At 37.5% G+C, this 25,439-nt stretch carries 34 protein-coding genes, 1 tRNA gene and 1 pseudogene; 28 read left to right on the top strand and 8 right to left on the bottom strand.

Going from position 1 to position 25,439, the window contains the following annotated elements:
* Positions 1-148 precede the first annotated feature (148 nt).
* The 21 genes from sirA (at position 149) to P5G49_RS07660 (ending at position 10,714) form a co-directional block, all read left to right on the top strand.
* Positions 149-595 carry a sporulation inhibitor of replication protein SirA gene (gene sirA / locus P5G49_RS07755; RefSeq protein ID WP_301242923.1) on the top strand — a complete coding sequence of 149 codons (447 nt, stop codon included), beginning with the start codon at positions 149-151 and terminating at the stop codon, positions 593-595.
* 124 nt (positions 596-719) lie between these two features.
* Positions 720-944 carry a YneF family protein gene (locus tag P5G49_RS07750; RefSeq protein WP_301242922.1) on the top strand — a complete coding sequence of 75 codons (225 nt, stop codon included), beginning with the start codon at positions 720-722 and terminating at the stop codon, positions 942-944.
* 157 nt (positions 945-1,101) lie between these two features.
* On the top strand, positions 1,102-1,329 hold the full coding sequence (locus P5G49_RS07745; RefSeq protein ID WP_301242921.1) for a hypothetical protein: 228 nt from the start codon (positions 1,102-1,104) through the stop codon (positions 1,327-1,329).
* A 133-nt stretch (positions 1,330-1,462) separates the two neighbouring features.
* A complete protein-coding gene (locus P5G49_RS07740; protein WP_301242920.1) occupies positions 1,463-1,681 on the top strand; it encodes a tyrosine-type recombinase/integrase in 219 nt (72 codons plus the stop codon).
* A gap of 46 nt (positions 1,682-1,727) precedes the next feature.
* On the top strand, positions 1,728-1,976 hold the full coding sequence (locus P5G49_RS17490; RefSeq protein ID WP_363322171.1) for a tyrosine-type recombinase/integrase: 249 nt from the start codon (positions 1,728-1,730) through the stop codon (positions 1,974-1,976).
* A gap of 69 nt (positions 1,977-2,045) precedes the next feature.
* Positions 2,046-2,201 carry a hypothetical protein gene (locus tag P5G49_RS07735; RefSeq protein ID WP_301242919.1) on the top strand — a complete coding sequence of 52 codons (156 nt, stop codon included), beginning with the start codon at positions 2,046-2,048 and terminating at the stop codon, positions 2,199-2,201.
* A gap of 733 nt (positions 2,202-2,934) precedes the next feature.
* Positions 2,935-3,339 (top strand): reverse transcriptase family protein, encoded by a 405-nt coding sequence (locus P5G49_RS07730; RefSeq protein WP_301242918.1) that lies wholly within the window; start codon positions 2,935-2,937, stop codon positions 3,337-3,339.
* Between the two features lie 703 nt (positions 3,340-4,042).
* Entirely contained in the window at positions 4,043-4,417 is a 375-nt protein-coding gene (locus P5G49_RS07725) for a hypothetical protein (protein ID WP_301242917.1), read from the top strand.
* On the top strand, positions 4,414-4,611 hold the full coding sequence (locus P5G49_RS07720) for a hypothetical protein (protein WP_301242916.1): 198 nt from the start codon (positions 4,414-4,416) through the stop codon (positions 4,609-4,611). Before P5G49_RS07725 ends, P5G49_RS07720 begins: the two co-directional genes overlap by 4 nt.
* Before the next feature lie 107 nt (positions 4,612-4,718).
* Positions 4,719-4,904, top strand: coding sequence for a hypothetical protein (locus tag P5G49_RS07715; RefSeq protein WP_301242915.1), 186 nt, complete (start codon positions 4,719-4,721; stop codon positions 4,902-4,904).
* Positions 4,901-5,053 (top strand): hypothetical protein, encoded by a 153-nt coding sequence (locus tag P5G49_RS07710; protein ID WP_301242914.1) that lies wholly within the window; start codon positions 4,901-4,903, stop codon positions 5,051-5,053. The genes P5G49_RS07715 and P5G49_RS07710 overlap by 4 nt, the downstream gene beginning before the upstream one ends.
* Before the next feature lie 23 nt (positions 5,054-5,076).
* Complete coding sequence (locus tag P5G49_RS07705; RefSeq protein ID WP_301242913.1) at positions 5,077-5,220, top strand: hypothetical protein; 144 nt, start codon at positions 5,077-5,079, stop codon at positions 5,218-5,220.
* Positions 5,221-5,339: 119 nt separating this feature from the next.
* Positions 5,340-5,501 carry a hypothetical protein gene (locus P5G49_RS07700; protein ID WP_301242912.1) on the top strand — a complete coding sequence of 54 codons (162 nt, stop codon included), beginning with the start codon at positions 5,340-5,342 and terminating at the stop codon, positions 5,499-5,501.
* 108 nt (positions 5,502-5,609) lie between these two features.
* Positions 5,610-6,179, top strand: a complete 570-nt coding sequence (locus tag P5G49_RS07695) for a hypothetical protein (RefSeq protein ID WP_301242911.1) — start codon at positions 5,610-5,612, stop codon at positions 6,177-6,179.
* Positions 6,180-6,264: 85 nt separating this feature from the next.
* Entirely contained in the window at positions 6,265-6,642 is a 378-nt protein-coding gene (locus P5G49_RS07690; protein WP_301242910.1) for a hypothetical protein, read from the top strand.
* Positions 6,643-7,277: 635 nt separating this feature from the next.
* Positions 7,278-7,604: a hypothetical protein gene (locus tag P5G49_RS07685; RefSeq protein WP_301242909.1), complete on the top strand. Its 327-nt coding sequence runs from the start codon at positions 7,278-7,280 to the stop codon at positions 7,602-7,604.
* A 26-nt stretch (positions 7,605-7,630) separates the two neighbouring features.
* Positions 7,631-8,437: a hypothetical protein gene (locus P5G49_RS07680; RefSeq protein WP_301242908.1), complete on the top strand. Its 807-nt coding sequence runs from the start codon at positions 7,631-7,633 to the stop codon at positions 8,435-8,437.
* A 175-nt stretch (positions 8,438-8,612) separates the two neighbouring features.
* Positions 8,613-9,020: a hypothetical protein gene (locus P5G49_RS07675; RefSeq protein ID WP_301242907.1), complete on the top strand. Its 408-nt coding sequence runs from the start codon at positions 8,613-8,615 to the stop codon at positions 9,018-9,020.
* Positions 9,021-9,128: 108 nt separating this feature from the next.
* Positions 9,129-9,476, top strand: a complete 348-nt coding sequence (locus tag P5G49_RS07670; RefSeq protein ID WP_301242906.1) for a hypothetical protein — start codon at positions 9,129-9,131, stop codon at positions 9,474-9,476.
* Positions 9,477-9,615: 139 nt separating this feature from the next.
* Positions 9,616-10,071 carry a hypothetical protein gene (locus P5G49_RS07665; RefSeq protein ID WP_301242905.1) on the top strand — a complete coding sequence of 152 codons (456 nt, stop codon included), beginning with the start codon at positions 9,616-9,618 and terminating at the stop codon, positions 10,069-10,071.
* A gap of 142 nt (positions 10,072-10,213) precedes the next feature.
* Positions 10,214-10,714, top strand: a complete 501-nt coding sequence (locus P5G49_RS07660; RefSeq protein ID WP_301242904.1) for a hypothetical protein — start codon at positions 10,214-10,216, stop codon at positions 10,712-10,714.
* A 229-nt stretch (positions 10,715-10,943) separates the two neighbouring features.
* On the opposite strand, the gene P5G49_RS07655 is transcribed toward P5G49_RS07660, so the two are convergent.
* Genes P5G49_RS07655 through P5G49_RS17485 form a run of 4 tightly spaced genes read right to left on the bottom strand, consistent with a single transcriptional unit; the run spans position 10,944 to position 13,444 of the window.
* Positions 10,944-11,147: a hypothetical protein gene (locus P5G49_RS07655; RefSeq protein WP_301109191.1), complete on the bottom strand. Its 204-nt coding sequence runs from the start codon at positions 11,145-11,147 to the stop codon at positions 10,944-10,946.
* Entirely contained in the window at positions 11,144-11,893 is a 750-nt protein-coding gene (istB, locus tag P5G49_RS07650) for an IS21-like element helper ATPase IstB (RefSeq protein ID WP_301242903.1), read from the bottom strand. The genes P5G49_RS07655 and istB overlap by 4 nt, the downstream gene beginning before the upstream one ends.
* On the bottom strand, positions 11,890-12,903 hold the full coding sequence (locus P5G49_RS07645; protein ID WP_363322170.1) for a Mu transposase domain-containing protein: 1,014 nt from the start codon (positions 12,901-12,903) through the stop codon (positions 11,890-11,892). The genes istB and P5G49_RS07645 overlap by 4 nt, the downstream gene beginning before the upstream one ends.
* Positions 12,860-13,444 (bottom strand): transposase, encoded by a 585-nt coding sequence (locus P5G49_RS17485; RefSeq protein ID WP_363322169.1) that lies wholly within the window; start codon positions 13,442-13,444, stop codon positions 12,860-12,862. The genes P5G49_RS07645 and P5G49_RS17485 overlap by 44 nt, the downstream gene beginning before the upstream one ends.
* A 207-nt stretch (positions 13,445-13,651) precedes the next feature.
* Between P5G49_RS17485 and P5G49_RS07640 the strand changes: the two genes are divergently transcribed.
* From P5G49_RS07640 to P5G49_RS07610, 7 genes and pseudogenes are all read left to right on the top strand, one after another.
* Complete coding sequence (locus P5G49_RS07640) at positions 13,652-13,876, top strand: hypothetical protein (protein WP_301242902.1); 225 nt, start codon at positions 13,652-13,654, stop codon at positions 13,874-13,876.
* A 547-nt stretch (positions 13,877-14,423) separates the two neighbouring features.
* Positions 14,424-14,975, top strand: a complete 552-nt coding sequence (locus tag P5G49_RS07635; RefSeq protein WP_301242901.1) for a hypothetical protein — start codon at positions 14,424-14,426, stop codon at positions 14,973-14,975.
* A 417-nt stretch (positions 14,976-15,392) separates the two neighbouring features.
* Entirely contained in the window at positions 15,393-18,614 is a 3,222-nt protein-coding gene (gene hsdR, locus P5G49_RS07630) for a type I restriction-modification system endonuclease (protein WP_301242900.1), read from the top strand.
* 113 nt (positions 18,615-18,727) lie between these two features.
* Positions 18,728-20,164: a class I SAM-dependent DNA methyltransferase gene (locus P5G49_RS07625; protein ID WP_301242899.1), complete on the top strand. Its 1,437-nt coding sequence runs from the start codon at positions 18,728-18,730 to the stop codon at positions 20,162-20,164.
* Complete coding sequence (locus P5G49_RS07620; protein WP_301242898.1) at positions 20,161-21,612, top strand: restriction endonuclease subunit S; 1,452 nt, start codon at positions 20,161-20,163, stop codon at positions 21,610-21,612. Before P5G49_RS07625 ends, P5G49_RS07620 begins: the two co-directional genes overlap by 4 nt.
* 274 nt (positions 21,613-21,886) lie before the next feature.
* Positions 21,887-21,960, top strand: a tRNA-Arg gene (locus P5G49_RS07615).
* A 397-nt stretch (positions 21,961-22,357) separates the two neighbouring features.
* A pseudogene (locus tag P5G49_RS07610) lies at positions 22,358-22,444 on the top strand (YneF family protein); the annotation flags it as partial.
* 69 nt (positions 22,445-22,513) lie between these two features.
* Here the strand turns inward: P5G49_RS07610 and P5G49_RS07605 are convergent.
* The 4 genes from P5G49_RS07605 to P5G49_RS07590 form a co-directional block, all read right to left on the bottom strand.
* A complete protein-coding gene (locus P5G49_RS07605) occupies positions 22,514-22,879 on the bottom strand; it encodes a TIGR02328 family protein (RefSeq protein WP_301242897.1) in 366 nt (121 codons plus the stop codon).
* Positions 22,880-22,955: 76 nt separating this feature from the next.
* Entirely contained in the window at positions 22,956-23,432 is a 477-nt protein-coding gene (locus tag P5G49_RS07600; protein WP_301242896.1) for a pyridoxamine 5'-phosphate oxidase family protein, read from the bottom strand.
* A 149-nt stretch (positions 23,433-23,581) separates the two neighbouring features.
* Entirely contained in the window at positions 23,582-24,508 is a 927-nt protein-coding gene (locus tag P5G49_RS07595) for an alpha/beta hydrolase (RefSeq protein WP_301242895.1), read from the bottom strand.
* A gap of 15 nt (positions 24,509-24,523) precedes the next feature.
* Positions 24,524-25,429 (bottom strand): hydroxymethylglutaryl-CoA lyase, encoded by a 906-nt coding sequence (locus tag P5G49_RS07590; protein WP_301242894.1) that lies wholly within the window; start codon positions 25,427-25,429, stop codon positions 24,524-24,526.
* Positions 25,430-25,439 lie beyond the last annotated feature (10 nt).

Genomic DNA, 25,439 nt, shown 5'->3' with positions numbered 1-25,439 from the left:
AAAGGAATCAAAACCTTCACCGGAGCGTTTTTTATCCATGAATTTAACTATTGGGAAACATCCGACAATAATAGTGCCTTTTTTTAACGTGTTTTGACAAACTTTTCACATAAGTTGATGTATTATATGTAATAAGGAGGTGGCGGTCATGAGAACTTACGATATCTATAAAGTGAAGAAGAGATATCAATCATTCATACTTGGAAGAGAAGGACTTCTGTATAACTTATTGAAGGACTATGAACAGGAGCATCCATTGCAGGAAGTGAAATACCTATGCGATGAAATTGAAGAATCAACGATTGACCAGGCAATCCTTGGTAGTTTGGGAAAAAGCTTTACAAAAGTGGAAAGTGATGATGGTGAATATAAGTTATCCCACCCAATGAAAGGATCCATTCACATTTCACTCACTCCATATTCTCTCCAGGCTTACTGTGATGGCTCTAGGATGCTGGATCTTGATTTATTTGTGGCGTTATCCGGTTCTGAAGATCGGTTTTTCGCAGTGATGGACGAGCGTGGAGAATGGGGATGGTTAAAGCCGATTAAGCAGGATAATCGGTTAATGACAGAAGGGACAATCCTTTTTTAGAAAGAAACTGTAGGAAGTCATGGAATAATTTTGGTGCCAGTCATTGCTATCCTCCATCTCTTTGTTGTATAATCCAACTTGGTAGAGTAAACCTGATTTAGGGAAGTGAAGGAGGTAATAGCGGATGGGCACGACTTGGGTAATCCTAATTGCAGTCGTTGCATTAATAGCTGGTGTGGCCCTCGGATTTTTCATCGCACGCCAATATATGATGAAATATTTGAAAGAAAACCCGCCGATTAATGAGCAAATGTTACGTATGATGATGATGCAGATGGGACAAAAACCTTCACAAAAGAAGATTAACCAGATGATGAATCAGATGAACAAATTGAATGATAAAAAATAATGCCGAAAACGTTGATATGACGGGCTTTAAAAGGTATTATTCAATCGGTCAAATTGTTATGCTTCATACAAATTAGGTATATCTTTCATGGCATAATTAACTTAGAGTGGACAAGCCCCTTTCTTATCGAGGAAACTTGATAGGGAGGGTGGCTTTTTTGTTGTGTTTAAAGGGTTTGTTGGATGAATACATGGTTCATTGTCAGGTTGTAGGATTAACCGAGAAGACTTTGCTCAATAAACGTAAAGAACTGAGTAATTTCTATGATTTTTTGACGGATAAGAGAGGCATCAGTCAACTTCATTCAATGTCGGAATTTGATATGAAAGCTTATTCAGATATAGACAAAAATCAGGATTACAGCCTTCCAGCTTGGAGGCAATAGCAAAAGTTGTTGCAGCATTTATGAATTGGTGCGTTCGAGAGGAGTATCTAACAGACAATCTAATGGGAAAGGTTGAATTGCCTAAATTCCAAAACGTGTAACCAAAGGATTTACAAACAAAGAGGTCATTAAAATGATCGGAGTCTATGGATATAAAAACTATTTGGATGTACGCAACAAGGCAATCATTACCATGTTGGCTGATACGGGTATGAGAGCTGGTGAAATTAGAGGTTTAAAGCCTGACGATATTAAAGAAAACACAATCCTCATTAAAGGAAAATGGATAAGGAAAGAGTTGTTTTCATTTCTCCTACACTTAAAAAAATCTAATCAGATATACGCGACTTAGAAAGCAGTATTTCAGCGACAAGATTATCCAAGAAGATTATTAGTTTTTGACATATCAAGGTAGGGGGCTTTCACATTTAGCGCTCCACAATGTCATCAAGGATACTGCACAGAAGGTAAATGTGAAAGATGCTCACATTCACAAATTCAGGCATTTTTACAGCGTGCAGACAATTAATGCAGGGATGGATTTAAACACCCTTAGTAAGCTCCTGGGGCATTCAAGTGTACTTGTCACTGAGGAATACCAAAGAAGCATGACCACAGCTGAAAAAGAGAAAAGCAATTTTATTTAGTCCACTTAGCAACATCAACAAAAATATAAAAAAAGGGTGCTCCTGCACTACAATCGGGGGAAATGGGAAATGACAACACTAATTCCGACAGGGAAAATGGAAGTAATCTTTATGGGAAATGATTCATCGCAGGCTAACACGTTGCAAAACTTCAATTCGACACGGTTACACTACATGATTCAGCAACAGGGGCAACTGTTAAATTGGAAATTATGGATTATGTAATGGACAGATTGACTCTGGTTGGGGAAACTGAAGATGATGTTGAGTTGATGAGGGGAAGTTGCTAATACAGCAGCTTCTTTTTGTGCGACGGGCAGTAAAAAGTGATGCGTACCCAACGGGTACGTGTCTTTTATCTTTCGGCCGATACTGACGACATCACCTTGGTGAAACGGTTGGGTTAATGCGGAAGGAAGATTCATGCCAGGTGGTGAGAGTCCATCCTCAAGGAGACTGACCTAACTTGAGAAGTCTAATCTAAGGCATCGTCGTGAGGCGGTGTCTGAAGGAGATGCGAATAGTCGAGAGACCCGTAGATGAACAGGCAGACCCTAATGTGAAAACGTGAAGCATGTGGCGGCCGATAAAGTTGACGACTCTTCGAAAAGTGAGGAAGTCCGCTAACCGATGAATCCCTTAGAAGTCAGAACGGGGAATCATAGCTTTGTTGGTGAAGATGCAGGGTATGTCTGGAAGGCACTTTTTATGACCCCGTGAGGTCTCCATTTTACCCGCCAGGCTGGGATTCCCTTCTATAAGGCTGAGCCGAAATGAAGGAGAATGAGTGGAGAAGTCAGAGGTTCTCATAGTACGGAAGTAGTTCTGTGACCAAACACAGGATGAACGGAAGGGGAACCACCTTATGGTTTTACACCGGACCGCTTGTAATGCGAACGGGAAAGCTACTGCGGTAACACTAACTGAATGAACAACCGGAGAGGTGTGAAATAGCCGAATGAATATTGAATGGAAAATGAAGCTGCATAGTGTCTATGGACAGCTCTTGTTTGACAGGAAACTGACAGCCAGTTTTAAACAGGTGAAGGCCAATAAAGGAGCCGGTGGAATAGATCGAGAAACCATCGAAAGCTACGAGGCTAATCTGGAAAACAACATACTGAACTTACTGGAAAGCCTTCGAAATAAAGAGTACCAGCCAAGTCCGGTCAAACGGGTATATATCCCGAAGAAGGATGGAAAGAAAAGGACGTTGGGCATCCCGACCATCGAGGACCGGATTGTTCAACAAAGTCTGGTTAACATCCTTCAACCTAAGTTCGAGGAAACCCTGTTTCATAACTGGTCTGTCGGTTATCGCCCCGGACGGGGCGTGAAACGAGCGCTGCAAATCATTCTTTGATAACATCCCACATAAGAAACTAATGGGTGTCTTGAAGAAATATATCTCGGACAGGACCACATTGGGACTAATCGAGCAGTTTTTAAAAGCCGGCTTTATGGAAGAGGGAAAAGTATTAGACCTCATAATTTCTTTTACCGAACATTTATCTTCCTCCTCTTATTTAATGTCTTCAATTGTATAGACCATGACGGCAAGCAAACTTTGACATTCATTTATAAGTTGTTTTCGTCTGAGTTCTGTAGTCGATAAAAATATCACAGTGGGAAAATGTCCAAGACTTTCTTCTATTAAACCGTTGGAAAACAGCTCTTTATAGCGATTTATCTTGTTTCTGTTTTCAGCCATTGACTGTTTATAATCGACTTCCACAAAATACTGACGTTCCCATGCATCCTTTACATTGCATCTACAACGACACTTGAAGTCCCATCCGATACCTTAATCTCATTTCTCCAATTATCAGGACAGTTATTAAAGAACCATTGGTCAACAGAAGTTTATGAACACGATGAAATACTATCAGCGTGACGATCATGACCCCTATACGATTCCCTATAGACACATTCCCGATAAGCCGTATGCTGAATCAATACTCCGTACCAGCCGTATGCGAATCAAGGAACGTGTGGAAAAGGAGTATAAGAATATCACCCCTTCCACATTGCGAAAAATGGGATTTGAAAAGGAATATCAGTTTTAAGTGTCATTCATGGAATGGTGCTGGATTGAAGATGAGCGTATTGATGAGCAGAGTAGATTGATGAAAACATGGCTGAAGTCAAGAGTGGATAATCCTTACATTGTCAATATGCTATGGCATTTTGATTCTGAAAATGTATTAGCGTTTAGACGTGCTGGAAGTGAGATGGATTCTAAGACACTTTATGTGGTTGCTGAATATGCAGAGGAAAGGATGAAATTCCTTGTGAAGTGTATAGAGCGTGAATCCAAGATTGTTCCATTAGTTAGGAAAGTAGAGAAGGAAGTCATAGAGCAGGATGAGCAGATTGATGATGAAGCAGTTAGATTTGTGAGTACACCAACAGGGATATTCCAGGTAAAAAGAGACTTATGAAAACGGAAAAAGAAACAGAGGTAGTTGAATTTGTTGAGATAGATTCTAAAGAGTTGGGATGTAAGATGAAGATTTCCCTGTTAGAAATGGAAATTTCAATGCTGAAGTATCAGCTCAGTAATGCAGAGAGTGAGATTAATAGCCAAAAGATGCTAAGGTTGATTGATGAAATGATTTTCATTCAAGCCCGGTGAGATAAAGGAGTAAAAGGATGATGAGATTAAGGATAGTTTGGCTGAAGATATGCGTTTACCTTTACAGTTTGTTGTTATGGATCAAAACAAAGCAAAGGGGCGATTGAATGGACAAGCAAGAGTTAGTGGTCATGACGAAACAGGAGCTTGAGGATTTGATTGAGCGTGTTAGCTATCAGGCTGCAAGGAAAGCGTGTTCCGGTTTATATGATGGATTAAGCAAGCGTTTCTTCTGTCAATGGGATAAGGATATAAGACGGATTCTATATGAGCTTGAGGAAATGAACCGATGATTATTGCATACCAGATACTACTGTTTGTGTTGATTGTGTTTTTCGGGTTGCTTGCAATAGGTGGATCAGATGACAAGACGAAAAATAGAGCAGCTAAGATTGTTGCAGTTGCGTTAATAAGTTTTCTATGTACATTTTGGCTTATTTAAATAAAAGGAGATTGATAATAATTATGAACGTATATGAGCAGATTGAAGCAACGAAAGAAACTATTGAGCGAGGTGAGGCTATGGTTCAACATTCCAAGGATTATTTAGAGTTGTTGGAGAAATACTCAGAATATGAAATGTTGATAATGGCTTATTATGCGAAATAAGGTGTAGCTGAAAAAGTGGAAGAAGAGGAATCGTTTGATGATAGGTTTTCTGATTATCTTGATAGGTTGCGAAGAGGATAATTAATGGAATGTGTCGAAGAATAGGCTGAGGTGATTAGATGGTAAATTATGATGATTTCCATGCTTTGGCTACAGCCTATTTTGAGAAGAGGGAATATGACAGGGTTAAAACTGAAATGAATGAGTTGTTTGAGGAATTGGTTGATTTGAGGGGAAGAGTAAATGCTAAAAGGGGGAATGGTAAAGATGTGGAAAACTAAACTGAATGAAGCGGTAGTAAAGACTTAATAACTTGAAATTTCATTTGAGGGGCTATACGTATATCGCCTGAATAAATTCTATTAGAAGATTAAAGTGGGGGTAAAGTGATGTGGAAAATGGTAGAGAAGTTATTTAATAAAGTGGTCGACAAGTTTGTTGAAGTTGATTTGAAGTACCATGATATTAAGTATTTAAAGAATAGAACTCAGATAGTTAATCCGATCATTGAAAATATTCCACAGAGAAATACACATTGTTGGAGTTGTAAACGCTCACCGTTATCTACTAATACACATAAATGTTGTGCGAAATGTAAATGGATTATATGCGATAATTGCGGTCAGTGTTCCCAACCATGTACAGTAAATCACAACCCTTATCTTTCTAAAGATAGAAAATTAATTATTTCATCGAATGTAGAAGAAAAAATTATTGATAAGTTAAAAGGAATAATAATAGTTGAATATTTATCCGAGTTACTATATTCTGATGACTTTTCCGATGCTCTTGTTATCGTGATGTTAGAACATTTTTATTCTAAAGGGGATGGCTATTCAAAATTCACCTCTGACGTTTATGATCTATTTAATGATGAAGAAGAACCTATCGGGGATTATTTCCGACAGTTGATTAATGAAATAAAAACAGATCAAACTAAAAAAGTAATCAACTATTAAGTATTCAGAAAGATGTTCTGGGGTGTTGATATATTATTCCTATAGTTTTAATGTTAGATTATTAGAATGATAGGAGTTGAGGTATATGGGGCATTCAGAAGAAGATAAGATTCTATTTATGAAAACAGAAGATTTTTATGATCTAATGTATCAAAAACTACAGAGTAATTTCAGCTTAGATGAGACTAATTTCAATAAATTGAATGGTGAAATGACTCTGCTTATTAATAATTCTGAATACTATGTAAGTTTTGGTAGGCAGCCATCTATATTAATGAGTGAAGACGTTACAAAGAAGCCTCCTGAAATCTATGTTGAGTTATTTGTAGATAAGGGTAAGTGGATGTTGACGGTCGATAGCAAGATGAACCCGGAAAAATATAGTTATTATCCATTTAATGAATCGGTAATTGATAGAACGATTAAGCAGTTTAAGTATTTTAGTGGATATGAAGACAAATAAGTTTACTGAGTCACATTCTTAGGAGTGTGGCTTTTTTGATTGCAAATTAAAAGGAGAAGATTGAATTGAAAAAGGGATTTGTATACAAGGTAAGCAACAATGTAAATGACAAGGTATTTATTGGATATAGTACAACGTTATTAGTAAGTGTAAAAGCAAGATACATGACACAGTTATAGCATGGGACTCTTCCTGACAATAAGCTTATGACTTCAATGAGCAAATTAGGAACGGCAGCATTCCATTATGGGATCATTGAGCATGTTGATATAAGCAAAGGTAAGGATATTCTGAGGGAATTGATGGGTAAATATGACGGCATCGGAAATGGCTACAATTAGAAGCGTGGCGGGAGGAATGATGGAGGATATGACTATGATTTCAATAAAGGTGAGGATCATTACAAAGCTAAGTTAACTGAGAATGATGTAAGGAATATCCGTTTAATGCTTTCCTTTGGTGTAAGTACAAGTGATTCAGCTGAATATTATGACGTATCAGAGACAAGCATTTACTATATCGAAATTAAGAAAACTTGGAAACAGGTAGTATGATATACAGTATATAATTAAAGGGTTTAATGGTATTAAGTGGTTAATTTCCACTATGGACGTTAATATATAAAGAGAAGAGATATGGGTCTATTAAATTGTGATGATTGTAAAGCTGAGTTCACGGTGAAGAAGATTAAGAGTAAAAAAGCGGGTATCTACAAAGGTAACAATGTCAGATTCAACTACTTTGATTCTCCAAAGTGTAAGAAGAAATATTTTGTTGGTGCAAGAGAACAAGAGTTGAATAAGATCATTGCTAAGCTAAAGAGAATACAGAAGAAAATGGGTACGTTAATTGGTAGTGGTAACTTAGATGAGCTTGAGAGATTGCAGAGTGAATGCGAGAAGCTGAAAAGTGAGATTGAGGCATACGGTAACATGCTGAAGAATATGTTTGTGCTTAAGTAAAGGATTTCATATTTAACAGAATATTCATGGTAAAATGGAATCATCTTATACTTGAGGTGATTGCTATGGTTCCACATGACGATTTGAGGAAATTTGCAATTGAAATCAGTGAAAATCTCCTGAAAATTAGAGATGCTTTTTTGCCATATCAACAATTTCAAGAATCTTTAGTTTCCGCTATTTCAAACTTAAAATTTCCGAAGATTGAGTTCCCTGAATTTGAAATTGATTGGGAGAGAATTGAGTCGTTAATTAAATACAACTCCTCTCACGGATGGACATTATCTGGTGAAATGGACACTAATTTTTATCTTGATCAAGCATTGTTGGGACTTGAACAAGTTATGATAGATGCTCTTTTTTTCAAATACTTTGAATCTGACTCGAAAAAGAATTATTACAGCACAAAATCAACTATTATTGGTGAAATAGATAAGCAGTGGAAGAGTGTCTTGATTGATTGCTTTGAGCTCTATGAACAAGATAAATATCGAGTTATTATACCGATGCTTATTAGCATTATAGAAGGTCAAGTATCTGGTATTGCTAAAAGTCCTGAAGTTGGGACTCGATTGTTAAGGGTGTGGAGAAAACAAATAACTAGTCAAGAAGAGCGGATGATGATTATCGTTTCATACTCATTGAACGAATTTTTAGCTAGTAAGATTTTTGTTCGTAGGGAATTCCATGAAGAAAGAGGAACAACAATAAATAGAAATTGGGTTTTGCACGGCAGAGACAATCCTGAATATTGGACAAGAGTTGATGCCTTAAAGTTAATCAATGTTATATCTACACTTCAGTATATAAAGGAATTTAATTCTGTTGAATAAAATTATGGGGGAGTAAATCTCCGAAATTGGTGGATTAGTATTAAGTGAGTAGGTTTTGCTAAGAGTAAGATAGTCTCAATTGATTTAAGCATTTTGGGGGACTTCCTTAACAACTTGTTATATAGTTGAAATATGTAAAGATTTCCAAAAAACTATTAATAGGAGTGTTGGGGAAATGGAAAATTGGAAGGATAAGCTGAAAGAAAAATTGGATAAGATAATAACCAGTAAGAAACTCATTGATTATGAAAGTGTGGTTGCTTTCTTTCAAAATCAGTTCGATTTGCTGACAGAAGACATAAAAAATAGAGATATCTCAATGGTGGAATTTCGGCAAATAGAAGAAGTTACGTACTTTACTATCTATAATTTTGATTTAGAGCTACGGAAGAGAGATAAGAGCATTGATGTCTGTAGAACCGATCCCAATGGAAATGTCAGATTGATCGGGGAAATCCAATTTAGAAATGGTTTTTCTTATTTTAGGTCGATGGAAGATGACAAGAGCGACTACTTAAATAAAGTTATAGCAGACAATTTATTTCAAGAGGCTTATAGAGAGCTGTGGAATGAAGAGGGATAAAGCATCCTTTATAGGGTGCTTATTATTTTCACTTCGGAAGCCTTAAATAATTGCATTGTATTAAATCCCCAACTACTGTATGTTTTACTTAAAAGGGGAGTGATCAATATGAAGAATAAAATCAGTTGGGATAAAGCCCTCGGAATAGGTGTAGAGATAGCTCCTGTCGGGCGAAGAGGAAAAAATGATGGACATGCTTATTACTCAGATTTAGCTTTAAAATGGGAGACTTGGTTAAGGGATGTAAAAGGTTATCCGGAAAATCAATTAGTTCCTCATGAGCTGAATAATCAACTCAGATCTGAATTTTTTATTGAGCATATTGAGAGTCATCCAGAATGGTTTACCGAAGCTGATGTAAAGTTTATAGATGTTCAGGGGAAAATGACTTATGTATGTTCAGGTTGTCACAGAGCGTTAAATGGAAATTACCTATATACATGTAAATGTAATTAATACTAATATTGCACCCGAAAGAGTGCTTTTTTGTTGTTTAAAATTGAACTAAGCATATATAGAGATTTCCGTTCAGGCCTGTTATATATTGGAAAAGTGGAGCGATTCACAAAAACAAATTAATGGGAGTGTTGGAGAAATGGAAAATTTCGAAAAAAAGTTGTTGGAAGATCAGGCATTGCTCAGTGAGATACCTTTGTTGAGTAAACAACTATCAGATGAAAATTTAGTTGAAGTTTACAGTTTATGCAGAGAAGTCTATTTGTTGCAGTATAATGCTCAAATCAGTAGAGATGGTGAGAAACTTCAGTGTTTCTATCCGAATGAAAAGTTTGAGACATTATGTGAGAATATGATGGATTTCATCAAAGGGAAAGAAGGCAAGACTCAGAAATTGCTTGATGAGTTAATGTTGATTTTGAAGAAATATTATATTGAGACTGCTTCAGTTGAAGAAAAAAACAGTAAAATCTTTGCTTTGGAAAATGATAATAAAAAGGGTGGAGCTGGTTTAGTTGGAAGGCTATTCAATTTAAACCAAATCGACTGGGAAACATTCTCTAAAGGGATTGAAGAAAATATTAAAATCAGTTGATTAGAGCATCCTTTATAGGGTGCTTTTTTGCTAATCTTCTTGTCTTGGGTAGAAGAATGAAATTGATGCGTGTTACTTATAACCTTGTACGTGGTTTTATTTCCCAATTTATTAAGATATAATGTTAGCAGGAGGGATAATCATGAAAAAACTATTGATGATCATTCTTGCTACTGGACTACTTGCTGCATGTAGCGAAGAAGCGACAGAGCCGGAGAAGCCTGAAGTAGAAACGCAACAGGTTGAAACAACTACTAATGAACCGGAAGAAAAGCAAATCGACACATCCGTTTATGAATTTGCATCTAATGTGGACGTGACAGATGCTCGTGATATTAACAGTCACATCACATTGGAGATTGATATGAAGACCGATAATCAAGGATTGGCATTTCAACATGTACTCAATCAAACATATGACTTCCTTCAGCTACCTGACATAGAAGGGGCAGAGACCGTTACAATTAATGTTCTTGTTGAAGGTAAGAAGATTGCCATGTTTACAACAAAACCTGGAGAACTCGAAATAAATGACGATGTACCGATGGCACAATTAGTCCTTAATGCATCGGTTGTAGAAATGGCATTGCCTAAAGTGAAAGAGTATGCAGCCGCAATGGAATTGAAAATGAATAAAGAATGAAATGTATAATAGGCATCCCAAAGGGTGCTTTTTATTTTGGTTAACAAGCAAAATAGAAGAGTTGGTTGGTATGAAAAGGATTCCTTGACTACAGCCATGCGATTGTTCCACTCTTGCCATGTTTTTGGCCCACTTCTGACATTGAATTGTTCCACCCTTGCCATAGGGGAATCCACACAAATTATTCTTAAAACAGCCATCGAACCAAGTTTTCGATGGCTGCATTTAGTTATTTCATACTTTTTCCATCCAATCGGTCCCGAAGAATTAACACTGCTTCAGTGACTAGTCCATCTTGGTCTAAGTCATTTTCATCCTCTACATTCAAACACTGCGGGATAAGCAGGTCTACAAGTTCATACATGATTTCATCTGGTAGATAATTATGAAAAAAATACTTCGCAATACGATTCTCCACTTCTTCAGGAATCATAAAGAACCCTCCAATCCATGACGTTCACGCATTGAAACATCACCATCAAGCATCATATGATAGGAGCCGTGTACAATTCGATCAAGAATGGCATCAGCCAACGTACCTTCGCCAATCTTTTCATGCCAGCCACGTGGGTCAAACTGGGAACAGAATATTGTGGAGGCAACTTGATATCTTGATTCAACGATTTCTAAAAGATCTCTGGATTCGGTTTCTTTTAGGGGCGTTAAAAGCCATTCATCAAGGATCAGTAAATCTACCTTCATGTATTTTTTAATTACCTTGCGGTAAATGCCTTCACCCCTGGCTACTGCGAGTTCATCCAATAAATCCGGAAGGCGTATATATCGCACTTTATAAAACTGACGACAAGCAGCGACACCAAAAGCACATGCTAGGTAAGTTTTTCCGTTTCCTGATGCACCTTTAATGATGATATTATGTTTCTCTTGAATATACCTTCCAGTTGCTAATCTTAGAATTTGAGTTTTATCGAGCTTTCGGTCAGCGTGATATTCTATATCTTCTATGCATGCCTGGCTATCCCGGAACTCTGCACCTTTATTAAGGCGATCGAGCTTGGCATTCTTTCTGCGTCCCCACTCAATATCAACAAGCATTGCGAAACGATCCTCAAACGATAGGTCCTGATATTCCGGGTTTTTCAATTGATCCATATATCCCTCAGCCATCGCCGCCATTCTCATATCATTTAGTTTGGATAAAGTGTTTTCAGTTGTCATTGGTTCTTACCCCCATAATAGTCTGCCCCTCGTGTAAAACCGTAAGGGTTGGATTTAACTTCTTTTCGATTACTTTCTTCTTCAATTATGACAGGGAGTTTATCCTGTCCGTTTTTAAGCATTGTCTGAATGCTTTTAATTGTAGGTCTACTTGTATATCTCAGTGCACGCTCACATGCTTTTTCTAACCGTTCTACTGAGTACGTGTCTGACAACTTAATTAGCCCCAAACAGGACTTCAGTGCTTGTTTTTCAACACGATAAGAAGCTAAAATACTATTAATGGTGATCAAGATATTAGGACCAGCAGTCTTTCCCCATTGGCGTACATATGAAGCGTCAAAATCAATGTATTGCTTATGTTCCTTAGGCATGTGATCAGACAATGTATTGGATTGTCCTGGTTTTCCTTTCAGTTTTTTGTGCGAAGCGATTCGCAAGCCTTTATAAAATACTTCCACAATGGTTCTTGTGACTCGAATATCAACCTCGTACTTTACATAATCATATGGAACAGAGTAAGACATTTTATCCACCACTATGTGATAATCATATTGTACGGTCGCAATTCGCCAAGTTGCGATTTCGTATGTTGAAGCAGGCAACGGTGTTAATGCGAAGTGTTCTTCTTCTTTAAATGCCATGTGTCTGCTTCCTTGCTTCTTTTGAAAAGGTTTTTGGTTAAATTCCTCTAGCTTCTCATGAACCGCGTCATTTAACTCTCCTAAACTGAAAAACTCTTGGTTTCGAAGTGAAGCGATAATCCATGTTGAAATATGACCTACTGTACTTTCAGCGCTTGCCTTATCTTTTGGGTGACGAACGCGCGCAGGCACAATCGTCGTGTGATAATGCTCAGCCATCTCCTGATAGCCCGCGTGGATGATTGGTTCATACTTTGAAGCCTTTACTACACCTGTCTTCAGATTGTCAGGAACAATGATTCTTGGAACCCCTCCATAAAACTTAAATGCATGAATATGAGCCGTGATCCATGACTCTGCATTCATTGAAAGAAAACCTTCTACATAAGCGTATTGGCTGCACGGAAGGAGAAACAAAAATGTATACTGGGATATCTTCGCCGGTTAGATGATCTCTAATTGACATTGTTTGCCCCGCCCAATCTACTTCCAAAAGCTCTCCTGGTTTACGCTTAATACGCATGGTAGCTTTCGTTTTGCGGGCATAGTCATGATAAATCCTGCAGAACTGCCGATAGCTATATGGGATTTCTTCATTTGACCTACAGCTAAGAGAATATTCATCCCATAAGAGGGTCAAATTAACGCCCGGCTTTGCCAGTTCTTTATGAATGTAGTCACAGTCCGGTTTTCGTCTAAAATCATTAGAGGCATGTTTCTCTGGAAACAACATCTCTTGTAAGTCATGATCCGTTAATTCTTCCTCCAATGGCCAGCTAATGTTGCGTTCTTCAGCCCTTTTCACCACCTCCCGTATCGTTGTCCTAGAGTTTGAAGTGCTTGAGGCAATGCCCCTTTGACTAATCCCCTGGGCACGGAGCCTCAAGATTTCCCGATATTTAATCACAAAAAAACCTCCTTTATATTTGATTTGCACCATTAGGTGCATCTCAAGTATAAAGGAGGGTGGTCCTGTGCATGGCAGAGGTGGAACAAAATCTTGTCATTAGTGGGCCAGAAACATGGCAAAGGTGGGACAAATCAGTGGCTATATTCATTCCTGGCACGTATTGATGAATAGTGATTGCAAACTATTTGATAGGAGTGTTGGAGATTGAAAGAATTTAAAGTCAGAATAAATTTTTTAGATGGCAATGTTCTTACTGAAAATTTCAAGTCGTTGAGCGAAGAAGGAATATTTGAAGAATTACAATCTCGTAAAGAGTGGTATAAAATATCAGAGGGTTTAAGTTGCACTTATATTAATCCTTCCGCAATAGCAAGTATAGAAATTATAGATATTGAGGAATTTAAAGAGATAGCGAAATCATTTCTATAACGATAACTCAGAGTCACATCTAATTGGTGTGGCTTTTTTGTTGCGTAAAATGAACTAAGCATATTGAAGGACTTCCGATACAGCCTGTTATACATTGGAATTGTGGATCGAATCACAATACAAATAAAAATAATGGGAGTGTTGGATAATGGAATCAAAGAATGAATTGAATGAAGTGGAATTGCGATTACTGGAGTCAATACGAGATGGAAGAACTGAAATTTTAAAAGATGGTAATGATGACTTTATACAGAAAAAGTTGTAGATGGATAAAAGTGAATTCGGTTCTGCAAAATTATAACTTATCTCAACTGCTCCCCAAATATATAAAAAAGTTACGAGCGAACGAATGGTTATTTTTAAAAAAATGAACTGACTGTTAATTATTGATACGATCCAAAATGAAAAAAAGAAGATAAGACAAGAAGAAAGAAGATTAATTTTTATCTTCGATTATTCGCTTTCAATATTATTTTTAATTCAAGAAAATATCTTTAAGAGATTAGATATACAATTTCCAACACTTTAGGACAAAGGGGTATAAGAAATGAGATGTTCTCTAAAACAATCATTAAAAACCAATGAGGAAAGGTATAGGGTCACAAACTCATTAATCGGATTTATTGGTATTACATACGTTGTTATGGGTTCTATGAACTTTATGTTTAACTTCGATAAGGTTTTTATTATCAGTGCTACTATTGCAGGATTCTTTTTTGTTATAGCTGATATATATACTTCAAGTCATTCGATGTCTAAAATTGAAAATTGTGTTTATGTAATAAGTACGGTAGCAGCAGTTGCTTCATTTGTTATTTTACCAGCGGTATTAATGAAATCAGAAAAACTCCTTAACTCGTTTAATACCTTTAGTGATTCTGCAACAATTATTACTTTGGGTGCAGTTTTGTCGTTAATCAATATAAATAACTGGAAAGAAAGAATAAGAGACAATGAAACAGCAATTAACTTAGTAGATAATTATGAAAGTGAAATAAAAAGATTAAGTAGCAGAATAGAATATTTAGAGGGACAGTTAGGAAAGGAGTTACCAATTGAAATTGCAGCGACATTGGATGTTAAAGATAATAAGGAGTAAAAAATGAGTACAGAACAAACAAATCATTTGAGACTTCACGACTCATATCCTTTGTGAAAGCAACAGAATAAGAGAACCTCAAATAGCAAAGGAACTTGGTATATCGAGACCAACTCTAGATAAATTAATTAAAGAGCAACAAGTAAGTTAAGGGACTCTCACGGGTCTCTTTTCTTTTGCACGTTGGCATGGGGGTATATTCCCACATTTGTCTACAACCTTTCCTAGCCTAAGGACGGTAGTTGGTGTCTCTACACGTCATGGAGGTCTTCCCCGACGATTGAAATAGAGAAAATCAAACTAGATAAATTAAGTATGGGAAATTGTGTATCGGAAATAAGGTTTTCGTAGTGTGTTTAGTGTTTCCGCTATAGTACAATAGAAATACTAAACTATAATGAAATGCGGTGAAGTCAATTGAAAAGTAACTTTGCTTTTTTTGAGGGGCAATGGGAAGTCTTAGGAAAATTGGGCGAAAGTGCAGAAAGGTATGCATTCGAAGATCCGCACGCCTCCATTTTAAAACTTCGGCTACTAAGTGAGTCTATCGCTAAGGCTATTTTATCTTCAGATAATATTCGGGAAGCTTATAATACATCGCAAGTGGATCGGATCAGTACAATTAGAAAAGAAGGGTTAGCGGAGCCAGAAATTCTCGATATTTTTGACGTGCTTCGTCGAAGAGGCAATGCAGCTTCTCATGAAGCGGATTATGGAACGACTGAAGAAGCTAAACGCCTAATTGAACTTGCATTCAAGCTCTCCATTTGGTTTTATGAAGTGTATGTAGACTGGAAGTTTATTGCACCTCAATACAGAGAACTAAGTGAACCTGTTAAGGAAAGTACTCAAGAGCTGCACCAAACGATCGAAGAACTTGAAAAGGAAATTGCACATAAAGAAAGACAGCTTATCCAGCAATTGAACATGATTACAGATGAAACAATTTCTCAAGACGTTCGTATTAAACGGAAAGAAAAGTCACAGACTCATGTGAAGAAACATAGGTTATCTGAATCTCAGACACGCGTTATAATTGATAACAAATTACGTGCAGTGGGTTGGATGGTAGATACAGACAACCTCAATTATAAAAAGAATAAAACCATGCCTGAGAAAAATAAAAACATGGCTATTGCAGAGTGGAAAGTAGGCGCAAAATATGCTGACTATGCACTATTCATCGGGTTGCAATTAGTAGGTCTTGTGGAAGCGAAAGCAAACCATCGAGACATCCCAGCAGCCCTTGAAAGCCAAACAAAAACATACGCACGTTTAATATCTAAACAGGAAGGGGTTACATTACTTCCTGCAAATGGAGAATACAAAGTTCCATTCTTATATGCAACGAATGGACGGGACTATCTGAAACAACTTCAAGACCAATCAGGTATCTGGTTTTGGGATTCACGTATGCCCTACAAACATGCTCATGCACTAGAAGGGTGGCACTCACCAGAGGATCTACGATTACTGTTAGATGTGAATGACATAGAAGCAAACGCTAAACTTGCTGAAGAAGATATTACGAAGTTTGGCTTACGCTATTACCAGCAAGAAGCAGTGCTTGCCGCAGAAAGAGCAATAATCCAAGGCAAACGTAAAATGCTGCTTGCAATGGCAACTGGGACAGGTAAGACACGTACAGCGATTGCGCTAATGTATCGATTGATTAAAGCGAAGAAAAGTCGTCGTATTTTGTTTTTAGTCGATCGAAACTCTCTCGGCCAGCAAGCGTTGGATTCACTCAAAGATACGAAGTTTGATGGCTTATCATTTGCGAGCATTTATGATGTCAAAGCTTTGGAAGATATGACACCAGAGATTGAAACAAAAGTTCAGATTGCTACTGTTCAAGGAATGGTCAGACGGTTGTTTTATAATGAAGGGGAAAAATTGCCGTCTGTTGGACAATATGACTTCATTATCGTGGATGAAGCCCATAGGGGATATACAAGTGACCGCGAAATGTCTGAAGAAGAACTATTATTCCGAAATCAAAACGATTATGTGAGTCAATATCGTCGTGTAATTGACTACTTTGATGCGGCAGTTTTAGGCTTAACGGCTACACCAGCTCTCCACACGACAGACATTTTTGGACTCCCGATTTATAAATACTCTTATACTGAAGCTGTACTAGATGGCTTTTTGGTCGATCATGAACCACCATACTTGTTTGAATCTGAATTAGCTAAAACAGGGATTTCATTCGAAAAAGGTGAAGAAGTAGAAATGTATGATTCCGAAGAAGGGGAAATCATTTTAGACCGCTTAGAGGATGAATTGACTTTTAATGTAGAGCATTTTAATAGACAGGTAATTACGGAGTCCTTTAATAAAGCGGTATTGAATAAGATGACCGACTATATTGATCCTCAAGGTCAAGAAAAAACACTGATCTTTGCGGCGAACAATCAGCATGCGGATTTAGTTGTTCGATTACTAAAAGAAGCATTTAAGAATCGTGGAGATACGGTTTCGGATGATGCCATCATAAAAATCACAGGTTCTATCTATAATCCGAATGAAATGATTAAGCGTTTTAAAAATGAAAAATTACCTAATATCGTAGTAACCGTCGATTTGCTCACTACTGGGATCGATGTGCCTACCATTACAAATTTAGTCTTTTTGCGCCGAATAAAGTCACGAATTCTTTACGATCAAATGCTCGGCCGTGCAACACGGCTCTGTCCAGACATAGGGAAAACTCATTTTCGTATTTATGACGCGGTAGGTATCTACAATCAATTGCAGAAATATACAGATATGAAGCCAGTTGTGAAACAACAGCATTTTACGATTACAGATTTACAAGAATCCTTTACGAATGCTGAGACGGAGGAGGAAGCTAACCATTTCCGAGACCAGCTTATTGCTAAAATTCAGCGAAAGAAGCAACGAATTGACGATGGCGGGAAACGTCGCTTTGAACAATTGTCGGATGGAACTTCGCTGGATGACTGGATACAAGAGGTCAAATGTTATCGACCTGAACACGCTAAAACGAATAGCATTTTGTTTGATTATTTAGCGACATATCAGACGCCTAAAGAACTGCAAATTATATCGAATCATGAAGATAAAATAGACAATGTAATCCGAGGTTATGGAGAAGGGAATGAAAAGCCGACAGACTATTTAAATGGTTTCGTTCAATACATTCGTTCGAATATCAATGTAATCCCTGCGCTTCAATTGGTATGCACACGACCGAAAGATCTAACGCGCAAAGACTTAAGAGAGCTAGTGACGTTACTGGATACAAAAGGATTTAAACAGTCCCATTTGCAATCGGCTTGGAAGCAAGCGAACAATGTGGATATTGCAGCGGATATTATTAGCTTTATCCGCCAAGCTGCATTAGGTGAAGCGCTTGTCGATCATGAAACTCGTGTAAAGCAAGCAATGCAAAAAGTGTACTCCCTTCATGACTGGACACCAAGACAGGAAAAGTGGTTAGAGCGTATTGAAAAACAATTACTGCAAGTACCCGTATTAGCACCAACTCCAGAAGAAGCATTTTCAGAAGAACCATTTAAAAGTAGCGGCGGATATAAAAGGCTTAAACGTGATTTCGGAGACGAACTGGATAACATCGTATATGCCATTAATGATAATTTGTACATTAGTTAATAGAATAATGGAAGATAGGGGATCTAAACTTTTAGATTCCCTTTTTCTTCTTTAGAGAAAAATAAGAAATTCAGGTATAATAGGTAGTTGACATAGAGAGCAGGGGGATAAACATGAATAATACAGAAATTGTTGCAAGACTTTGGAACTTAGCATCCGTTTTACGAGATGACGGCATTACATATCACGAATATGTAACAGAATTGACTTATCTTTTGTTCTTGAAAATGATGAAAGAGCAGGATGCTGAGTCGATCATCCCAGAGGGCAAGCGTTGGAGTGACCTTGTGAGCAAGGAGGGAATTGAGTTACAGACGTTTTACCGTCAGTTGCTGCTCGACCTGGGTGATAAAGAGATTGAAAATGAGGGCTTGCGATTGATTTATAGTGGGGCATCCACAAGCATCGACGAGCCGAAAAACCTAGAAAAAATTATTAAATCCATAGATAGTCTTGATTGGTACAGTGCTAAAGAAGAAGGGTTAGGTAATCTGTATGAAGGATTACTCGAGAAAAATGCGAGTGAGAAAAAATCTGGAGCAGGACAATACTTCACACCGCGTGTTTTAATCGATGTTATGGTGCAGTTAATTGATCCTAAAGTTGGTGAGCGTTGTAATGACCCAGCAGCGGGAACATTCGGCTTTATGATTGCTGCAGATCATTACTTAAAACAACAAACAGATAATTACTATGATCTTTCCCCAGAAGAAGCCGAATTTCAAAAGAAAGAGGCCTTTACGGGAATGGAATTAGTGAAAGATACACACCGTTTGGCAATCATGAATGCACTACTACACGACATGGAAGGTCGATTAGAGCATGGCGATACATTATCTTCTAATGGGAAATGGATGAAGAATTTCAATGTTGTATTGACGAATCCACCATTTGGAACCAAAAGAGGTGGCGAACGAGCAACACGCGATGATCTAACGTTCCAGACGGCGAATAAGCAACTAAATTTCCTCCAACTTATTTACAATTCACTTGTAACGGACGGAACAGGAAGAGCAGCTGTCATCTTACCAGATAACGTCTTGTTTGAAAGCGGTATTGGAGCGCAAATCCGCCGTGATTTAATGAACAAATGTAACCTCCATACAATATTGCGATTACCAACAGGAATCTTTTATGCGCAAGGGGTAAAAACAAACGTTTTGTTCTTTAACAGAGGTACAACTGAGCAAAACAACACGAAAGAAACTTGGGTATACGACCTACGTACAAATATGGCCTCATTTGGAAAACGTAATCAGTTGACGATGGCACATTTAGAAGACTTCAAGAAAGCCTACGTGGCGGACGATCGTTCGAAAATAAATGATGAACGATGGAATAAATTTACGCGTGAAGACATCGCAAAGAAAGATGATAGTTTGGATATCGGATTAATTGCAGATGAATCGCTTTCTGCTTATGACAATTTACCAGATCCGATAGATTCAGCTGAAGAGGCAATTGCGAAACTGCAGCAAGCAATGGAATTATTGAATGAGGTAGTAGTAGAATTAAGAGAAGTAGAACAAGACGAGGTGGTCGAGCTGTGAGTAAGAAAACGAAGACCATTGATGAAATATTAACGGAAGTGCTAATTCCAGATGAAGGACAACCTTATAATCTACCGAACAATTGGAATTGGGTTTACTCTGGATATGTAATGGATTTCATTGGTGGGGGAACGCCTTCGAAAAGTAATACTAACTATTGGAATGGAGACATCCCTTGGTCTACTGTGAAGGATATTAAGCAAACATACATTAGCTCAACTATAGATTATATTACCTCTGAGGGTTTGAAGAATAGTTCAGCATCAATGGCGTTAGAAAATGAGTTGTTATTAATTACAAGGATGTCACCTGGAAAGTGTACAATAACGAAGATTTCAACAGCAATTAATCAAGACTTGAAAATAGTAAGACCTAAAATAGAGATTCCTACTTATTTACTTTGGATTTTCTTTACATTTAATACTCCTTTAATTGAGTCGATGTCTACAGGTTCTACTGTAAAGGGAATACAGGTTGCAAAACTAAAAACAATTCCATTCCCACTTCCGCCAATTCACGAACAAAAACGGATAGCTGAGAAAGTGGAGCGTCTTTTAAGTAAAGTTAATGAAGCGAAGCAGTTAATTGAGGAAGCGAAAGAAACATTGGAACTACGTCGAGCTGCGATTTTGGATATGTCGTTTCGTGGGGAGTTGACGAAGAAGTGGCGTGAGGAAAATCCAAATGTTATGGATGCAGAAACATTGTATTGTAAAATTAAAGAGTCTCAAATAGGTAAGAGAAAGAAAGTAAAAGATATAACCAATAATGAATTAAGGTATGAATTACCACACAATTGGAAATGGGTTAGGTTAGGGGATGTTTTTAATATAACGTCAGGGGGGACTCCGAAAAGAAGTGAACCTTCATACTATGAAGGGGATATCCCTTGGATAAAAACAGGAGAAGTAAAATGGAACTATATCTATGACAGTGAAGAAAAAATAAATAGTGATGCAATAGCTAACAGTTCTGCAAAATTACTTCCTATAAACACAGTTTTAGTTGCTATGTATGGACAAGGATTGACCAGAGGAAGAGCATCTATTTTAAATATTGAAGCAGCTTGCAATCAAGCAGTTTGTGCATTACTTCCAAATGAGAATGTTTTGTCTGAATTTCTTTTTTACTACTTTATGGAGGGGTATCAAAGGTTTAGACAGATTGCAAAGGGGGGAAATCAAGAAAACTTTAGTGCAACAATGATATCTGAGTTTCTTTTGCCACTACCTCCATTTGAGGAGCAAAAAGCTATAGTACACATTTTAGAAGGTATATTTAATAGAGAAGAAGAAGCTGAATCCATAATTAATTTAAAAGATATGGTAGATGAATTAAAGCAATGCATTCTTTTAAAAGCATACCGAGGTGAACTTGGAACAAATGATCCAAGTGAAGAAAGTGCGATTGAATTACTGAAAGAAGTGTTAGAGGAACAAATGAAATAGGTTTCGAAAAGTTAAAATTGTTATTACTTGCTATACATAACAGAATCTAAGATGTATGTTAGTGATGTTATCAACTAGTGAAGTTATATTAGAAAACAAGAGAATCTCTACTTTTGAGGTTCTCTTGTTCTGTTTTCACATTATTAATCTAGATGATAGCAGGAATATTAGATAAACAAATCTTCATAGTCCTATTTGACTATGTTATCATAATGTAAAGATATTTTCGGTCAGAACGTATTGACCTAATCCCTAAAATCGCAGAATTGCAATTGTCCCAGTAGCTCAGTTGGATAGAGCAACAGCCTTCTAAGCTGTGGGTCGGGGGTTCGAATGCCTTCTGGGACGTAATGTAATATAACTTTATAAATAGAGAAATAAGCACTTTTACTTATGATCCAATATTACAGTACTCGGTCAGTCGAGTTTCTATACTAAAGAATTGTAGATGGAGATGCTTTTTTCTTTGTCCAAATAGAAGGGGATATTTGATATCCAAATTGTTATTACAAGTAAGTACACTGACTCCACTATCTTTCATATGTTCGAGACGAATGACAGGAGATGGGGGATGTTATTATTGACAGGCAATACGTCGCCTTACCGATGATACTTTTTCCGTTGGAAAGATTAATCTATCACTCGAATAACAATCCGATAGGTGGATAGTTTTTATCCTCTGTGGTATACTTTTCCCATCAGGGAAAGTGGACGGAATAGTAGAAGGAAATCCCGTTATATCAACGTTTTGATGCAGATGGGACAAAAACCTTCACAAAAGAAGATTAACCAGATGATGAATCAGATGAACAAATTGAATGATAAAAAATAATCGACACAAAAAGACCTTTTTTCTAATCGAATAAAGGGTCTTTTTTACTTTTTTCGTAATTTGGAATATCTATTGAATATGAATGCCTTTACCGGCTAAGTTTTCAAGACATTCAGTTAGGTACTTTCCATCATGTTCGGGGTATTTAAGTGTATCATCTGGACACTCTATTAGTTCATCGTATGCGGGGCAGTTTTTCCCTCGGTATGTAGGATTTTCCCATTCCCGATCATTTTGGTAGCCTCTTCTTTTCATTTCATTCATCACTTTCATATGGTAATGATACAGTTTTAACGGAGAATATTCGAATACATAATTGACTGTAGAATGCTTTTTCTTCCACCCCAAGCCCCTTAAAGCGCAGCACTCCCGATGTTGACCAAGCAATTGTTGCCTTGGAAGTTTTGAGATCAATTCCTCATGCCATAAACGCATTATGACACCCCAATCTATTTTTTGTTATGCTAAAAGCAAAATGGGTTGTCCTATTGCCAGACAACCCATTTTGCATTTAGTCATTTAACTTAAGCGTTTCATTGATATCTGTAGATTCAACACTTTGCCCTGTCATTTTTTTATAGAAAAAGGCGATTTTTTTTGCGAAGTTTCCGGTTTCCCAATATTCAGCGGCTTCAGCTTTTACCTTTATTAGAACAAGGTCGGGATCATCATACGAAGTTTGCATCATTTTCTCATATGCTTTGTTCCATAACTCTTTTTTCTTGTTCACATCATCAATGATTTCCGCTTGTCCACGGACAGAAACGTAGGATTTTCCTGCGTAAGCTACATTCACATCTTTATCATGTAATATTTCTTTATACTTATCTGTCTCTTTTTTCGTGAAAAACCATAAGTCACCATCAAATTCCACTTCTTGTGTTTTCATGGGACGGGAAATAAGCCCTTCTTCAGAAAGTGTTGTGAGCATTGCAATGTCCACGTCTTTGATTAACTCTCTTAATGTTTCAATTTCATTCTGTTTCATTACATCACCTCTTTAATGTTTATGGAGATATAGTACCCACTGTAGCAATTATTTAATCAGATAAGGGGGAAGGCCAGTGTAACGGTACCTATAAAATCAAAAGACCCTTTCTTTCAAGTTCTTAAGAAAGAAAGGGTCTTTTGCAATGTCTAAGTAGTAAATCCAAATTCATGTAAAAATTGAAGCACGACATTTTCGTATTCCTCTGGATTTTCATTGAATGATTTTGCATGGGCTCCTCTATCAAACAGCTTCATCATCTTTTTATCCTTCTTTAATCCGAACAGTTCCTTCGTCATTTCAGGCAAGATGAAATCATCTTCCATGCTGTGGATAAAAAGCATTGGTATAGAAATAGTAGTGATAGCTTCTCTTGGTGAAATAAGATTTGTTGTATAGCCATCCCTAAATTTCAAGATTAAGTTAGCTGCCCGCAGTGTCATCGATGTGCGAAGTGGTGTACTTGTGCGCAAAATATGGAGGACCTGCTCGGAAAAATCAGAGAATGGGCAATCGACAATATAGAAATCTGTTTCACCTTCAAAAGCGCCTCCGTACAAAATCGTTGTTGCCGCACCCATAGATTCGCCATGGATTCCAAGAAGTGCACGGCTTCCAATGCGCCTCCGTACGGCCGTTACGACAGCATCTAAATCAGTTTTCTCATAAAAGCCGAAACTTGTCGTCTTCCCTCCGGAATCTCCATGCCGTCGATGATCATATACAACTGAATTAAAGCCCAACCGTTCAAATAATCTCGCATATTTCACTGAATTTATCTTATTCTCCGTCACACCATGGCAGATGATCACTGTCCTTGTAGTGTCTAACGGACGTAAAAAAACGGCACGAAGCTGATAACCGTTGGGTGAATCAACCCAAAAGTTCTCTTTTTGCACGGTTTCATACCATTGTTCGTCAAAGCGCTTTGCAATGATTTCACGCTTGACGATTACATCATTATCCTTCAACTTCATGTACATTAATCGATTTGTTGCGTAAAATCCTAACACTGTGAGAATAGCGGTATAAATGCTTCCTATAATCCCAGTTATATAAAGGAAGCGCCGTTTCAATTCAATTCAACTCCTTCAGCAACCGCGGTTTTTGTATAATCTGTACATACCTGTTTCAATCGGTTGTGAAACATAAGGTGCAATCATTTCAACAGCTTCGCAAACTTTTTCGACATCGATCCCTGTTTCAATTCCCATTGAATCTAACATATTCACGACATCCTCAGTCGCAATATTCCCTGTTGCTCCCGGTGCGAAAGGGCATCCACCAAGCCCGCCGGCGGAAGTGTCGAAACGATCAATTCCTGCTTGCAATGCTGCAAATATATTTGCGAGCGCCATTTTTCTCGTATCATGAAAATGAGCTGTTAAAAGAACTTCATCAGCAAACTCCACTTGAAGTAGTTTAAACAGTTCGTAACTTTCCAAAGGATTCGCCATTCCAATCGTGTCAGCAATACTTAATTCATCTACACCCATCGTTACGAATCGCCGGCATAAGTCGATGACATCCTCTTTATTTATCTTTCCTTCATATGGACAATAAAATGCTGTCGAAATGCATCCCCTAATGAAGATACCTTCGTTTTTTAACTTTGCAATCACAGGTTCAAGCGCATTCATGCTTTCTTCAGTTGTACGGTTAATGTTTTTTTGATTGAAAGAATTGCTTACACCTACAAATACTGCAATACTATTAGCCTTAGCTTCAATTGCAAGTTCCGCCCCTTTTTCATTTGGTGCAAGCACAAACTGCCGTCCAATTCTTTTTGAGTTTGCGACAATGTTTTTAGCATCTGCCATTTGTGGGACCCATTTTGGTGAGACGAATGAAGTGAGTTCCATTTCGTCAATTCCTGCATCTTGAAGTGCGTGTATAAAATTAAGTTTCTCTTTCTCTTCTACAAGTCTTTTTTCGTTTTGAAGACCATCTCTCGGTCCAACCTCGATAATTTTAACGTTCTTTGGTAAAATGAACATATCATCCCTC

Origin of the sequence: Sporosarcina highlanderae (genome assembly GCF_030433715.1) — a bacterium.
GTDB classification, from domain to species: Bacteria; Bacillota; Bacilli; order Bacillales_A; family Planococcaceae; genus Sporosarcina; species Sporosarcina highlanderae.
This window is presented reverse-complemented; position numbering and strand designations above follow the sequence as displayed.